The sequence below is a fragment of the Pseudovibrio denitrificans JCM 12308 genome (assembly GCF_001310815.1).
In the GTDB taxonomy this organism is placed as follows: Bacteria; Pseudomonadota; Alphaproteobacteria; order Rhizobiales; family Stappiaceae; genus Pseudovibrio; species Pseudovibrio denitrificans.
On sequence record NZ_BAZK01000002.1, the window covers coordinates 322,984 to 336,699 of the forward strand.

Below are 13,716 nucleotides of genomic sequence, written 5' to 3' on the forward strand. Positions count from 1 at the left end.
TATCTGGAAATTTCCGTATTTGGTTGGCGCAGAAGGCGGCGGGGCATTCCTCGTGGTCTACATTGCGTTTTTGATCGCGATTGGTTTGTGTGTGATGATCGCGGAGATTGCGCTGGGCCGTCAGGCTCAAGCCAACCCATTCAGCGCTTTCAAGCGTGTCGGCGGCGCAGGCTGGTCGATTTTTGGTCTCATGGCGGTTTTGACCGCGTTTCTTATTCTCTCATTCTATTCCGTTGTCGGCGGCTGGACCATCGCTTACGTGGTTAAGACGTTAACCGGTGGCTTTGCTGGTTATTCCGGTGCGGAGTTTGAGGGACACTTCGGTGCATTGGTGACAGATGCAGTTGAGCCAATCATTTATCACGGTGCCTTCATGGCAATTGGTGTGCTGATCGTGATCAACGGTATTTCCGGTGGCATCGAGAAGGCATCTAAGATCATGATGCCGCTTTTGTTCATTCTGCTGGCACTGCTGGTGGTTCGTTCTCTGACTCTTGAAGGGGCCTGGGCAGGTGTTGAGTACTTCCTCGTTCCTGACTGGTCTCATCTGAACCCGGACATGGTTGCTGCGGCTCTGGGACAGGCGTTCTTTACGCTGTCACTGGGTATGGGTGCCTTGATCACCTATGGTTCTTATCTGGGTAACAAAGAGAGCATTCCAAACGCAGCTGTTTGGGTTGTTGGTCTCGATCTCTTGGTCGCGATCCTGGCTGGCTTCCTTATTCTGCCAGCTGTGTTTGCGTTCAACATGGATCCGGCTGCAGGCCCAGGCCTGACCTTTATCACCTTGCCAGCGATCTTTGCTGAACTGCCATTTGGTACCTTCATTCAGCTTTGCTTCTTCCTGCTGCTGTTTGTGGCTGCGATCACCTCAGCAATTTCCTTGCTGCAGGTTGTGGTTGCTTTCATCTGCGAGGAGTTCAACGTGGGCCGTAAGGCGGCGACCATCTGGGTTGGTATCGTGATCTTCCTGTTTGGCGTTCCAAGCTCTCTGGCGCTGGGCGTCTGGGGCGATGTCACGTTCTTCGAGCTGAACTTCTTCGACTTCCTTGGCTATCTCACTGACAACTACTTCCTGCCACTGGGCGCGATTGCGACCTGTCTGGTTGCTGGTTGGGTGAGCTATGACAAGTTTGCTGCGGAAGTGACCAATGAAGGCGAGCGTCCATTTGCCTATCTGATCGCATGGAAGTGGATGTGCCGTGTGTTTGCGCCAATCGCAATCATCTACGTGATGGCTCATTCCATCTTCGGCGTATAAAGCTTCGCTCAAAAGCAATGAAAAGGCCGCCAGTTTTGGTGGCCTTTTTTAATGCTGTTCTGAGGTCATGCGTAGTTTGACTTAATCTGGGCCGGATGAGGGAGGAAGATGTGCTTGTTGGGCATGGTCCCTTCACCCGAGATGGTCTTGATAAGGAACTGGGTTATGTTGAGGCAGCTAAAGCGCTACTGGGTGCATTCCATGAATGCCAGATTGCCGCGTGAGATGGTGTGTCTGGACGAGGAAAAGCAGGCCAGATATCGCAGTGTAAGGGGACGCTGGCCTCAAGCATAAGGCCTGATGATCGTCCCAACGAGAAAAAGAAGCACCGTTTTGGCGGTGCTTTTTGTGTCTGAATTGTGGTTTTGGAGCGCAGCAGCAGGGCATGCGACGAAAAAACCTGTGGGCCGCATATGAGGACAGGAAATTGCGCTCATATATCGTGGTTAATTCAATAATTGAATGAGTGTGCTAATAATATGCCTACCTTGAGCGTAATATGCTTATTAATAGGAAAATATGAGTTCATGTGGCCAGTTTTTGATCTCACCCAGTAATTGCACTCGTAAAAAACGCTTATTTTTTCGGTACGTAGTTTTGCCTGCGACAATCTGTCAGGTCAACAAGGCTAAAAATTTCATCAAAAGAGCTGGAACAACGAATTCATTTCAAGCTTTTGCGCTTGATTGAAACAAACCATCACATGTTGATTGGCAACAATAAGAATGAAACGTGAGCAATGGGGAAGCCGCTTCGGCTTCATTATGGCTGCTGCAGGGTCTGCAGTCGGTCTCGGTAATATCTGGAAATTTCCATATCTGGCAGGTACCCAGGGCGGCGGCGCTTTTCTGGCGGTTTATCTGATCATCATGGCGACCATCGGTGCTGCGCTGATCATGGCGGAAATCGCTATTGGTCGTTCAGCGAAGAAGAACCCTGTGGGTGCGTTCCGTGCGCTGGGTGGCAACCTCTGGTCCACCACAGGTGTGATCGGGGTGGTCACGGGTTTCATGATCCTGTCGTTCTACTCCGTCGTTGGCGGCTGGACGATTGCGTATCTGGTGAAGAGTGTTGCAGGCACCATTGAATCTGCTCAGCCAGAGCTACTGGAAGCGCAGTTTGGCGGGCTGGTTTCTGCGGTTTGGGAACCGATCTTCTATCACGGTGTGTTCATGGTTCTGACCATGGGTATCGTGATTGCAGGTGTGGCGCAGGGTATTGAGCGCTCCGTTAAGGTTCTGATGCCTCTGCTGTTCATTCTCCTGATGGTTCTGGTGGTTCGCAGTGTGACCTTGCCGGGTGCATGGGAAGGTATTGAGTTCTTCCTCGTACCAGACTGGTCTCAGGTGAATGGTGAGATGCTTCGCGCAGCTCTTGGTCAGGCGTTCTTCAGCTTGTCGCTGGGTATGGGCGCAATGATCACCTATGGTTCTTACTTGGACAAAGACGCGGATATTCCGAATGCATCCTGCTGGGTGGTGTTCCTTGCGGCGCTTGTTGGCGTGCTGGGTGGCCTGCTGGTTCTACCAGCTGTGTTTGCCTTCGGCATGGATCCAGGTGCAGGTCCAGGCCTGACCTTCATCACTCTGCCAGCCGTGTTTGGTGAGATGATTGGTGGCTACGTGTTCCAGATCATCTTCTTCGCTATGCTGTTGATTGCAGCGCTGACCTCTTCTATCTCTCTGCTGGCTATTCCGGTCGCTTACTTTGCTGAAGAGTACGGCATTGAGCGTAAGTGGTCTGCGATCGTGGTTGGTATTCTGATCTTCCTGATCGGCGTGCCTTGTTCCCTCGCATTGGGTGTATGGGGTGAGTACAAGCTGTTCGGCATGAACTTCTTTGATCTGATGGTTTATGCGGTCGACAACTACACTCTGCCAATCGGTGGTATTCTGACTTCCCTGTTTGCAGGTTGGATTGTGCTTGAGAAGATGGGCAAAGAGCTGAGCAATGATGGTTCTTTGAACTTCAAGTGGATGGCAGCGTTCACCTGGATCATGCGGATCGTTGCTCCGCTGGCGGTTGTCTGGGTGATGTTGAGCGGTCTGCTCGGCAGCTAATCGCATCCCACATTAGAAATTAAAAACACCCCGGTCAGAAATGGCCGGGGTGTTTTTGTGAGGCTAGGCGAACACATGGTGGACACTTGCAGAGTGCCAGATCAGTGGATGTCTTTCTTGTGGTGCTCTCTGGTGTGTTCTTTGTGGTCATGCATCTTGGTGCGGTGGTGGCCGTTATCTGAATGGCCTTTTCCGGCGCGGTTTTTATGCGGGTGTTTGTGGCCTTCCGGATCGCCGCCATGCTGAGTGGCCGGATGGCTCTTGCGACCGCGCTCGTACTCTAGATGATCCTTGTTGTGCTTATGCTCCCGACCGTCATCATAGCGACGGGCCATCTTTTCCTGAGTATGGGCTGATGTGTTTTGCTGTTTTTCTGTCATCGCTTCCCCGCAGAACTATTGCAGCTTCTGTTCTACCATACTGGCTATAGCTGGTTTTGATGCGGTGGGATGACAGTTATTGAAAGCTGATAGTCGGGCTTAAGTCTTGACTTAATTCTTTTTGAGATGAGGTTCCCGTAGCTTAAATTTGAACCGCACTGGCAGTTTCAACTTTATGCTGCTTGATGGCAATTCTTTCGGAATTGGTGGGAGTGGAGATGCTGCTTTAAGTGCACTGAGTGTAGCTCTATCCAACATTGGATTACCGCTAGATTTGAGGATTCTAGTCTCAGTGATTTGGCCGCTCCTATTGATGGAAAAACCCAAAAGTACGCGGCCTTGTACTTTAGCTCGAATTAAGCTCTTAGGTAGGGCTTGCTGCATGGGAGGAATAAGCAGCTGATGTACTTGGCTTTTATATTTTTTTGTAATTGAGCGTAACTTCTTCTTTGATAGCTCTGCTTTTACGATCTCATTTTCAGTTGAAGCGGCATAGCTCGGGGATAGGCTTGATAATGCAAGAGCCAAACTAATCGAGATTAAGCAATAGACTACTGGAATTCTGTAAAGTCGTAAGGTCTTAGAGTATCGAAAAGTGGTTGTTATAAAAAGAATAATGGTTCTGCTGACCAAATAAGATGAACAAAATATCAAGGTATCCTCCACTCAATTATGCGGCTTTGATTGCAGAGTTTAGCGGGAGGCAATAGTGGCTGGTCTTCAGAACACAGAAGATGGGCTGATAATGTCAGCAGCCGAACTCTCTGGCCATTCTTAGCGAACGTTTCTTGCTGAGACAATGCTGCGCGAATTTCGGCAGCAAAAAAGGGCTGCGCGGGGCAGCCCTTTTCGGTGTTGTGACGGAACCTGATTTATCCGTTCGTTGGAGCCGTGAAGACTTTGACGTCTGGCAGTTCGCCTTCGAATTTTTCGAAGTCTGCGATGACAGTGTGGCCGCAGTTGCCCTGTGCCAGCTTGGAAGTGCCAAGGTCTGGGGTGAGGGTGTTGACGTCACCGTATGCGCAGAGGCTACCGATTTTGCCGCCTTCGACCGGGTCATACCAGCCACCTTCGTAAAGGCGGATGACGTTTGGCATGATGTCTTCGCTGACGATCGCGCCTGCCAGTGTCTGGCCACGGTCATTGAAGATGCGGATCACGTCGCCAGACTTGATACCGCGAGCTTCTGCATCTTTCGGGTTGACCATGCATGGTTCGCGGTCTGCAACAGCGTATCCTTCGCGAAGGATTGTGCCGTTGAGCTGTGAATGCAGACGATCGTTCGGATGGCCGGTGTTAACGTGGATCGGGAACTTGGCGTCCGGACCATCGAGACGTTCGAGTGGTTCCATCCACATTGGGTGCGGAGGACAATCGTCGTAGCCCATTTTCTCGATGTTCTTGGAGTAGATCTCGATCTTACCGGTCGGTGTACCCAGTGGTTCTAGAAGAGGATCTTCGCGGAAGTCTGCGTAGCGGACGTACTCCTTCGCTGCTTGTGAAACTGGATGGACGACGATGCCGTCTTCCCAGAACTTCTCGAACGCAGGCATTTCCAGGTTCTTGCTTGCAGCCTGTTTTTGAGCTTGCTCGTAGTAGTGACGGATCCAGTCCATTTCGTCACGACCATCGGTGTAGGCTTCCTTGTTGCCAAGGCGGTCTGCCAAGTCAACGAAGATGTCATACTCACTGCGGGCTTCGAAGACAGGATCAACGATCTTCTTCATAGCTACAGTTGCTTTGTTGGAGTAAGAGCCCATGGCTTCGATGTCATTGCGTTCATAAGCAGAAGCTGCCGGAAGAACGATGTCAGCAAAGCGTGCTGTAGCGGTCCACTGGTAGTCCTGAACGATCACTGTTTCCAGTTTCTGCCAGGCCTTGATCATGCGGTTGCGATCCTGATGGTGGTGGAACGGGTTGCCGCCAGCCCAGTACGCGATCTTGATGTCAGGGAAGGTGTAGCGGGTGCCGTTGAAGTCATACTCTTCGCCCGGACGTTCCAGCATCTCAACAACACGAGCCACTGGAATGGACACTGATCCTTCCATCGCACCGCCGTCGTTCATGCCGGAAAGGGCAGGGCCATCGGAGGTTGGGGTGCCGCCGTTGGAGTAATGATAGGAAAGACCGAAACCACCGCCTGGCAGGCCGATCTGACCCAGCATGGAAGCCAGCGTGACCAGCATCCAGTGTGGCTGTTCGCCGTGGTGCTGACGTTGCAGGGACCAGCCGCTGGTGAGCATGGTGCGGTTGCCCATGAACAGACGTGCCAGTTCTTTGATCTTATCAGCCGGGACACCGCAGATTTCTGAGGCCCATTCAGCAGATTTCGGTGTCTGATCTGTCTCACCAGTCAGATATGGGAGGAATTTGTCGAAACCTGCGGTGTATTCGTCCATGAAGTCGACGTCATACAGCTCTTCAACAAAGAGCGTGTGTGCCATGCCGAGCATCAATGCAACATCGGTCTGTGGTTTGACCTGCACCCATTCTGCATCCATGAACTCTGCGGTTTTGGATTTGAGTGGGTCGATGCAGATGACTTTTTTGCCGGTCTTCTTGAACTCTTCAAGATAGGTGTAGCTGTCGTGATCTGCGATCAGCCAGTCAATCTGGTTGGTTTTGATTGGGTCTGCACCCCAAACGACCAGCACTTCTGTATTCTCGACAACAACAGGCCAGACAGTCTGCTGTTCGTAGACTTCCAGTGTGCCTATGACGTGCGGCATGATCACCTGAGAGGCGCCGGTTGAGTAGTCGCCTGTATGGGTGACGTTTGGCATTTGCAGGCCGCGGTTGATCAGGCGGCGCAGCAGGCTGCGGCTGTTATGGATCTTACCTGCGCTCTTCCAGCCGTATGTGCCGGTGAAGACGCTGCGTGGGCCATGTGTTGCCTTGGCGTATTTGAGTTCCTGAGCCACCAGATCCAACGCTTTGTCCCAGCTGACGCGGACAAAATCGTTGCTGCCACGATCTTCAACATCTGCACCACGGCCTTTTTCAAGGTAAGCGCGGCGAACCATCGGATACTTGATGCGTGATGGTGAGTAGACGGAGTCCATAACACCTGCCAGCTGGTGGCTAGGATGCGGATCCTGCTCCCAAGGTTTTACTTCTGTCCAGCGACCATCTTTGACCACTGCGCGGAAAGCACCCCAGTGACACCCGGAGAGAACTTCTCCGTTGACTGCTGCTTGTGCGAAGCGTGGTGAGAAGATGGATGGAGCCAGTACACCCAGAGCGCCCAGTGTGGAAGCGCCCTTCAGGAAGCTACGACGAGACGTATAGTTTGCAATGATTTTCGACATCTCTGCTGTCCCTTTATTTTGGCAGAACAAATCGATGAGTTGAGCAAGTAGCCCGATGAAAACAGCCTGTTTTCTCTGAGTGTTACCGTAGTCACAGCGTGTAAACGTGGTTCGCGCGTTGATTGAACGGGATGTAAAATCGAGTAAACAGGTTGTAAATGGTGAGAGTCAGGTGGTCGTGCCTGCTTCGTTCAAACGCGCCAGATCCATGCTGAGCCAGGTGTTGAGGGCAGCAGCTAGCTGCTCATAAAAGCCCGAAGGATCAAAGCGTTTGCAGCCTTCGCAGAATGACGGCACCCAGTTGAGCAGATGGTTTGACAGGAACCAGATCTGATTTTCATGAAGTGCATGAGCTGATGCCTGATCGCCACTGGCTTCTGCCAGAGCTTCCCTGTCGATGTATTCCGCCAACACGTTGAGCTGTACACCCAGGTGGTCTGCTGGCTCTTTCAAAGAGCTTTCTATGGATATGCCAAGTTCCTGCAGGAGTTTGTTCATATCCGCTGTCGGCTTTTGGAAGAGCGTGCCTTTTTCGTTGTAATAGGCAGACTCGTAGGGAGGTGCAGAGTGTGCACCACCAGCGCCTAGAAACAGGCGGGAGTAGGCGGTTGCCAGATCCAGTACCTGTGTCTGGTAATCTTCTTTTGGAAGCTGCGCCATTTGAGACAGCTGGTTGGTGAAAGAGGAGAGCTCTGGTGCCAATGCAAACACATCAAGCAGGGCTTTGCCTTCCGGAGAGCTGTAGCTCTCCAGAGTTTCGATTTTCACTTCGCTGGTGAAGAAGCTTGCCAGCCAGCGGTAGACCAGAGATCTGTCACTGTTGGAAAAGGTGATGGTTTCGTGCTTACCCATGAGCTTCACTCCCACCTGTGTCTTTGGCATTGAGCTGCAGGTACTTTTGCAGGATGCGGTATTGTTCTTTGTCCAGTGAGATGAACCGCTTCATAGCTTTGAGTGAGCCGATCCACTGGTTGGCGAGGAAATGTTCGGGATCACGCAGGCCATGACATGTGGAGCAGGCTGCGGTGTACATTTCCTTGGTGTATGCCCAGAGCTGATCACCCTCTGAGATCAGGTTCTCCTTGGAAACCCAGGTGTCGATCTGAACCTGATGCCAGGTCAGTTCGGTGTCCGGATCGACTTCCGTCTTCAGGCGCTCGATCTTGTCGACGACCTTTTTGCCGACTGTGGCGGAGAAGATGCGCTGTCCTCTGAGAGCGTAGATCACGCGATCAACTTCATCCTGCTGCCAACCTGCAATGCGGACCTTCAGGAGATCACCACTGCGCTCAAGTACAGTCACATCCGTGCCACCCATCAGGCGCCCATCGCTCTTGCCGTTGCTTTCTGCTTTGGCCTGCTCAACGAAGAAGGGCTTGCTGGTAATGGCGTAGAGATGATCGGAGGTTGCGCCTTCGTTTGCGGAGAGGGCCTGCAACTCGTCGTACATGGCTTTGTAGCCTGAGACATATCCGGCAGTTTGTGGGCGATGCCTTTGTGGCATGAGATGCAGGTCTCGCCATCCTTGAAGCCTTTCTGCATGGTTTCAGAGGCTTTTGGATGCTGCTTTGCGAAATCCATAGAGTCTTGCTTATGGCAGTTGCGGCATTGCTGGGAGTCGTTGGCTTCCATCTCTGCCCAGACACTCTTGGCCATGGTCAGGCGGTGTGCTTCAAACTTCTCCTTGGTGTCGATCTTACCGGTGAGCTTGGAGTAGACCTCTTTGGCTGCTTTGATCTTGCGGAGGATCTTTGGATAAGTTTCCTTGGGTACATGGCAATCTGAACAGACCGCCTGAACGCCGGATGCGTTCGAGAAGTGCGGAGACTTCTTGTACTCCTCATAGACCGTGCTGCGCATTTCGTGACAGGAGACGCAGAAGTCCAGCGTGTTGGTGTAATCCATTGCGGTGTGAAAGCCGCCCCAGAACACAATGCCACCCGCAAATGCGCCGATGAGTAATAAGCTTATTGGAAATATTGCGGTTTTCGTCCGCAGGAGTCGCCAGATTTTCATCTTTTATCTCTTTTGCACTCTCGGACAAGTCGGTCCGTTCAATGCTCAGAGAATTAGACTAAGGTTGTAAATAGCGTTTGGAGGAAATATGAACGGGGTGTAGAATGGTGTAAACATGATGTAAACACACAAGCCGACAACAAGCATATGACAAACAAGGCACATATACTGGTCGTTGATGATGACCTAACCAGCCGCGTCGCTCTTTCCGGATATTTTGAGACTGAAGGATACCGTGTTTCTGAAGCAGAAGACGGGGCGCAGATGCGTTCGGTGTTTGCGGGCGGTGATGTTGACCTGATCATGCTTGATATCCGGCTGCCAGATGATGATGGTCTGACCTTGCTGAAGGAGGTGCGCAAGCAGTCGGATGTGGGGATCATCATGGTGACGGGCCGCACAGATGAAGTGGACCGTATTGTTGCGCTTGAAATGGAAGCGGACGACTATGTGATCAAGCCGTTCAGTCCGCGCGAGTTGCTGGCTCGTTCCAAAAATCTGCTGCGCCGGGTGAAGGCCGCGCGGGTGCCTGCTATTGCTGATGAGCGTGTGTTGAGTTTTGCGGGCTGGTCTCTTGATCTGGACAAACGTGGGCTGCAATCGCCGGAAGGGGGGGAGGTGCGCCTGACACGCGGCGAGTTTGAGCTTCTTTCCGCGTTGGTCGAGAATAAAGGCCGTGTGCTCACCCGAGATAATCTACTGGATCACCTGAACCACCGGGAGTGGGACCCAAGTGACCGCACGGTCGATGTGCTGATTGGTCGGCTACGTCGCAAAATTGAAGTGAACCCCAAAGACCCAAGCCTGATCAGGACAGTGCATGGGATTGGTTACGTGTTTACGGGTGTGCACTGACGTCGAGTTTAGCTTGACGCCTCTGTAAGGCAGCTGAGCCAGGTTTCATTCAACTTGTGCTTTGAGGCTGTGTAGCTGACCTCCAGAGCGCTGAAAATCTCCATGACTTTATGCTTTTCTTCCTTTTGAGCAGCCTGTTCCAGCTGCTCGGAGAGCTTCGCGACATGAGTGAGGCCTACATTGTAGGAGGCTCCCTTCATGCTATGGGCTTTGTCTCTGATCTTGGGCAGATTTTGTGTTGCGATGAGGTTGCGTAGTTCTGGAATGAAGTAGCGCGATGTTTGCATATATGCATCGACAATGCGTTTTGCGCGGTTTTCTCCCAACATGTCGAAATGACCACGTAACACTGTTGTATCAATGAGTTCTGTTGGTTGCTCCTGCAGGCTCTGTCGGGATTTGCGTGCGAACATGGCTCTGTCGGAAAGGCAGGAGGCAATGGCGTCTTCCAGATCTTCCTGAGAGTAGGGCTTGCCGAGGAAACCATCGGCGCCAGCGGTGAAGCTCTTTTCAATATCTGCCAGGAAGATACAGGCGCTTTGAACGATGACAGGAATGCTGGAGATATGGTGGTAGTGGGATGCGCGAATGCGGGCGATGGTGTCTGTTCCACTCAAGCCGGGCATGCGGTTGTCCATCAGCACTAAATCGAACCGATGTTCATGCAGTTGAGACAGAGCCTCTTCACCGCTCGCGACGGTGAAGCAGGTGTGGCCTGCCTTCTCTAAGAAACCTTCTGTCACAAGCTGATTGACCTTGTTGTCTTCCACCAGAAGGATCTTCAACTTCTTGGGTTTCCAGGTATCCTGCTTATCTTCGATGATGCTAACGGTCTGATCTGCTTCGTAAAACGGAACTGTGAAGTGGAAGATTGCACCTTGCGTCTGGTTTGCTTTGCAGCCGATCTCACCACCCATAGCATTCACGAGGCGTTTTGAGATGGCGAGACCGAGGCCTGTTCCGCCATAAAGCCTGTTGGTGGCCGCGTTTTGCTGTACAAACGGTTCAAACAGGTAGCTGTGATCACCTGTTGGTAGCCCCACGCCTGTGTCTTTCACCATGATCTGTAAACAGCGCGCGCGCCTGATCTGGCTTATTGGGATATGCACGCTGATGGTGATGGAGCCTTCATAGGTGAACTTGATGGCATTGCTGACGAAATTCAGAAGGACCTGCCGGATTTTGGTCGGATCGGCGCGCAGGATTTCAGGCACATGTGCGTGGACGTCGATCAGTAACTCAAGGCCTTTGTCTTCGGCCTGTTGTCTTGTCAGATCCACCACCTGCTTGATGACTTGCCTGATTTTGAAGTCGACCGTCTCCAGCTCGAGAGAACCTGCTTCCACCTTAGAGTAGTCCAGTACATCGTTGAGAATGGAACGCAGCATCTCACTTGAGGATATGATGCCGTCCAGGTAACGATGCTGCTCTGGCTTAAGGCCTGTGTCCTTCAGGAGATCTGCCAGTCCAAGAACCCCATTCAATGGCGTTCTGATTTCATGACTCATGGATGCGAGGAAAGTGGACTTGGCACTGTTGGCGGCTTCGGCTTCTTCCTTTGCCTTTTTATGATCGGTGACATCGTTGAGGATGAGGATCATGCCGGGAAACTTGCGGCTGAAATCAACGATGTGCTGGGCACGGATGTCGAAGACGCGTGGACCAACGGCGGTATCCAGCGTGACATCTGTAAAACAGCTTTCCAGTTCCTGAGGTAGGTAAGGCTGCAACTGATTGGTCAGCACATCGCGCGTTGCTTCGTTGACGTATTTGATCTTGGTATTCTGCAGACCGCAAAACACCGCTTGAGCTGCATAGTTGAGGTCGTTGACCTTTCCATTCTCATCCATCAGCACAATAGGATCGCTCAGGCTCTCCAGAATGGTGAGGTACTTGTTTTTCTCATTGGTGATGCGACGGTTTTCTTCGTAGGCCTCATGCAGCTTCCTCTCTTCTGCAACACCACTCCATTCCGTCGAAAAACCGAGTTCCATGAAATCGAAATAGCGTAGCAGATAAGATCGGTACCGAGCTTTCTCAGTCTCTGAAAAGCTTTGCGATTCAATGAGATCCATATAGGCGCTGCGATAGTATTTTGTCAGGCCGAGGAAGTAACCCAATGTTACACCTCTGGATCGGTGGCTTCTGGCTTGTTCCACGCCAAATGCTGCAAAGGGGTGACTGGAAAAGTCTGAGCTGACATCTATTTCCGGAGGCGTATCGTAGGCTTCCATTGCTTTCACAATGGATCTTGATAGACCCTCTACGGATACACGCCATGCTTCCCGAAGTGTTGCGGTGTATTGGGTGTAACCCTGATTTTTTGCATAATAAAAGATGCGATCAATCAGGGTGTTTTCGTTTTCTAAAATCAGATCTCGCAGCACATGCATGGCGGCCTCCGCGTCCTGCTTTTAGGCATGATACGAAGGGCAGGGATGGTCAATCCAAAACCGCAGTGCTACGTGCTGGGTCGTACGCGGCATTGCCTATGTTTTGTGAGCTTAGTTGAGGTAACGGGAACCGAAGCGGTTGAGAGCGTCTCTCAGGGTTTCCTGTTCATCCAAATGACGGTTGCTTTCCATCTCGTGATGGTCTAGCTGCGGGCTTTCCTCCGTCATGCGCAGGTGATCGCCTGAGTTCTCCTGAAGCTCTTCCAATATGTGTTCAAAGACTTGCAACCGCTCTTTCAGCGAATGCTCGCCGCTGTGTTCTAAATAGTCTTTCAGCTTGGCAAACTCAGCCTGCAAAATGGTGTTGTCTCTAATCTCTGACTGATAGGTGCTCATGATCCCTTCAAGAGCATTGACGTCTTCACCAGCATTTGGATTTTCTAAGCTCATTACAGGCCTCCTCATTTGGGGGAGCGTATGTTTGTGCCTCGGGCAATACTTGTAATTATTATCTAGCCAAAAAATGCAGTTGTTGGCGTTGCCTCTTGAAGTTTGGGTAAGTCTGTAGCTAAGCGGAACCTGAGAGTTCTCAGAGAGTTTTAGCAGTTTCCATTCCTATTACCGGGGTTCTGCTGAGGCTTAACTTTGAGTTCTTTAACCATGGCCGGCGTCTTGCCGATACTTTGCTTCACGGAGCAGTCAGGCTCCCGTCTTTCCTCACATGATGTCTAATGCAGATTTTGTGAGGAAGTTGATGTGAGAAAAACAATAGGAGCACATGAGCTGGATGCTGCGACTTTGGAGTTTGGACTTCTTGTCGGTCTGTTGATCCTGGAGGCGAAGGCCCAAAAGAATATAAGCTCAACAAAGATTGGCTAAAAGATCCGGTCGCGCAGCTGCGTAAGCAATTGAAGACAATCAATAAAGATCTCAACACCTGCCTGAAGGATGCCCTGCACGCGCTGAGAACAGATGCTGATAAGGCCGTGGATGATCCTACTGAAATACTCAGCGAATGGAACCCGCTTCTCTTTCCAGCGATTGGCTTTGGTGGCCAAGTCGGCGATCTGGGAGAAGTACCCGCCATCGATTGGCTGTCGCTCATTACGAATGGCGGCGATGTGCCTGAAACCATTGCAGACTGGATGCAGGAAGTGGCCGGTAATCGCAAAACCCTCAAGGCCTGGGGCGCTGCTCTCGTTGGACTCGTCACTGGCAAAATTGATCACCCAACTGGGAAGGGAACTCCAGAGGATCCTTATCTTTTTGAGATCAGAGAGGTTGGTTCACTTGGAACTCTCTATCTTTCACTGGCTGGGAAGAAGGACAAAGACGGCAACGCGACATTGGTTCCCGGCCTCTCGTTCGACAGTGACCCGATTGATCTGGATGATGAGAGGTAGTGTGAGGGAAACTGTTTGCGTTTGAGAACGTGCTAGGCCA

The 13,716-nt window shown here is 51.6% G+C and carries 12 protein-coding genes; 4 read left to right on the forward strand and 8 right to left on the reverse strand.

Annotated elements, in window-relative coordinates; all coding sequences use genetic code 11:
• The first annotated feature begins 1 nt into the window (after nucleotide 1).
• Nucleotides 2–1,261 (forward strand): sodium-dependent transporter, encoded by a 1,260-nt coding sequence (locus JCM12308_RS03150; RefSeq protein ID WP_244271826.1) that lies wholly within the window; start codon nucleotides 2–4, stop codon nucleotides 1,259–1,261.
• A 725-nt stretch (nucleotides 1,262–1,986) separates the two neighbouring features.
• Nucleotides 1,987–3,321 (forward strand): sodium-dependent transporter, encoded by a 1,335-nt coding sequence (locus JCM12308_RS03155; protein ID WP_054782817.1) that lies wholly within the window; start codon nucleotides 1,987–1,989, stop codon nucleotides 3,319–3,321.
• A gap of 101 nt (nucleotides 3,322–3,422) precedes the next feature.
• On the opposite strand, the gene JCM12308_RS03160 is transcribed toward JCM12308_RS03155, so the two are convergent.
• The 6 genes from JCM12308_RS03160 to JCM12308_RS28185 form a co-directional block, all read right to left on the reverse strand.
• Nucleotides 3,423–3,701: a hypothetical protein gene (locus tag JCM12308_RS03160; protein ID WP_008547867.1), complete on the reverse strand. Its 279-nt coding sequence runs from the start codon at nucleotides 3,699–3,701 to the stop codon at nucleotides 3,423–3,425.
• Nucleotides 3,702–3,812: 111 nt separating this feature from the next.
• Nucleotides 3,813–4,367, reverse strand: coding sequence for an energy transducer TonB family protein (locus JCM12308_RS32935; RefSeq protein ID WP_128647317.1), 555 nt, complete (start codon nucleotides 4,365–4,367; stop codon nucleotides 3,813–3,815).
• 206 nt (nucleotides 4,368–4,573) lie between these two features.
• Entirely contained in the window at nucleotides 4,574–7,009 is a 2,436-nt protein-coding gene (gene torA, locus JCM12308_RS03165) for a trimethylamine-N-oxide reductase TorA (protein WP_054782818.1), read from the reverse strand.
• Between the two features lie 168 nt (nucleotides 7,010–7,177).
• On the reverse strand, nucleotides 7,178–7,891 hold the full coding sequence (gene torD / locus JCM12308_RS03170; RefSeq protein WP_208978216.1) for a molecular chaperone TorD: 714 nt from the start codon (nucleotides 7,889–7,891) through the stop codon (nucleotides 7,178–7,180).
• Nucleotides 7,854–8,396, reverse strand: a complete 543-nt coding sequence (locus JCM12308_RS28180; RefSeq protein WP_506344895.1) for a hypothetical protein — start codon at nucleotides 8,394–8,396, stop codon at nucleotides 7,854–7,856. Before JCM12308_RS28180 ends, torD begins: the two co-directional genes overlap by 38 nt.
• Nucleotides 8,327–9,025 carry a NapC/NirT family cytochrome c gene (locus JCM12308_RS28185; protein ID WP_164845250.1) on the reverse strand — a complete coding sequence of 233 codons (699 nt, stop codon included), beginning with the start codon at nucleotides 9,023–9,025 and terminating at the stop codon, nucleotides 8,327–8,329. Before JCM12308_RS28185 ends, JCM12308_RS28180 begins: the two co-directional genes overlap by 70 nt.
• Nucleotides 9,026–9,172: 147 nt before the next feature.
• On the opposite strand from JCM12308_RS28185, the gene JCM12308_RS03185 reads away from it, so the two are divergent.
• A complete protein-coding gene (locus JCM12308_RS03185) occupies nucleotides 9,173–9,880 on the forward strand; it encodes a response regulator (RefSeq protein ID WP_054782821.1) in 708 nt (235 codons plus the stop codon).
• An 8-nt stretch (nucleotides 9,881–9,888) separates the two neighbouring features.
• Here the strand turns inward: JCM12308_RS03185 and JCM12308_RS03190 are convergent, their stop codons facing one another.
• Both JCM12308_RS03190 and JCM12308_RS03195 read right to left on the reverse strand, forming a co-directional pair.
• Nucleotides 9,889–12,273, reverse strand: a complete 2,385-nt coding sequence (locus JCM12308_RS03190) for an ATP-binding protein (RefSeq protein ID WP_054782822.1) — start codon at nucleotides 12,271–12,273, stop codon at nucleotides 9,889–9,891.
• 111 nt (nucleotides 12,274–12,384) lie between these two features.
• Nucleotides 12,385–12,723, reverse strand: coding sequence for a hypothetical protein (locus tag JCM12308_RS03195; RefSeq protein WP_054782823.1), 339 nt, complete (start codon nucleotides 12,721–12,723; stop codon nucleotides 12,385–12,387).
• A gap of 458 nt (nucleotides 12,724–13,181) precedes the next feature.
• Here JCM12308_RS03195 and JCM12308_RS03200 point away from each other — a divergent pair, with 458 nt between their 5' ends.
• Nucleotides 13,182–13,676, forward strand: a complete 495-nt coding sequence (locus JCM12308_RS03200) for a hypothetical protein (protein ID WP_208978217.1) — start codon at nucleotides 13,182–13,184, stop codon at nucleotides 13,674–13,676.
• Nucleotides 13,677–13,716 lie beyond the last annotated feature (40 nt).

What these genes read in the sequence shown, in the direction of transcription:
- JCM12308_RS03155 (WP_054782817.1), top strand. Translation starts at nt 1,987, where the DNA reads ATGAAACGTGAGCAATGGGGAAGCCGCTTCGGCTTCATTATGGCTGCT.
- JCM12308_RS03160 (WP_008547867.1), bottom strand. Translation starts at nt 3,701, where the DNA reads ATGACAGAAAAACAGCAAAACACATCAGCCCATACTCAGGAAAAGATG.
- torA (WP_054782818.1), bottom strand. Translation starts at nt 7,009, where the DNA reads ATGTCGAAAATCATTGCAAACTATACGTCTCGTCGTAGCTTCCTGAAG.
- torD (WP_208978216.1), bottom strand. Translation starts at nt 7,891, where the DNA reads ATGCCAAAGACACAGGTGGGAGTGAAGCTCATGGGTAAGCACGAAACC.
- JCM12308_RS28185 (WP_164845250.1), bottom strand. Translation starts at nt 9,025, where the DNA reads ATGAAAATCTGGCGACTCCTGCGGACGAAAACCGCAATATTTCCAATA.
- JCM12308_RS03185 (WP_054782821.1), top strand. Translation starts at nt 9,173, where the DNA reads ATGACAAACAAGGCACATATACTGGTCGTTGATGATGACCTAACCAGC.
- JCM12308_RS03190 (WP_054782822.1), bottom strand. Translation starts at nt 12,273, where the DNA reads ATGCATGTGCTGCGAGATCTGATTTTAGAAAACGAAAACACCCTGATT.
- JCM12308_RS03195 (WP_054782823.1), bottom strand. Translation starts at nt 12,723, where the DNA reads ATGAGCTTAGAAAATCCAAATGCTGGTGAAGACGTCAATGCTCTTGAA.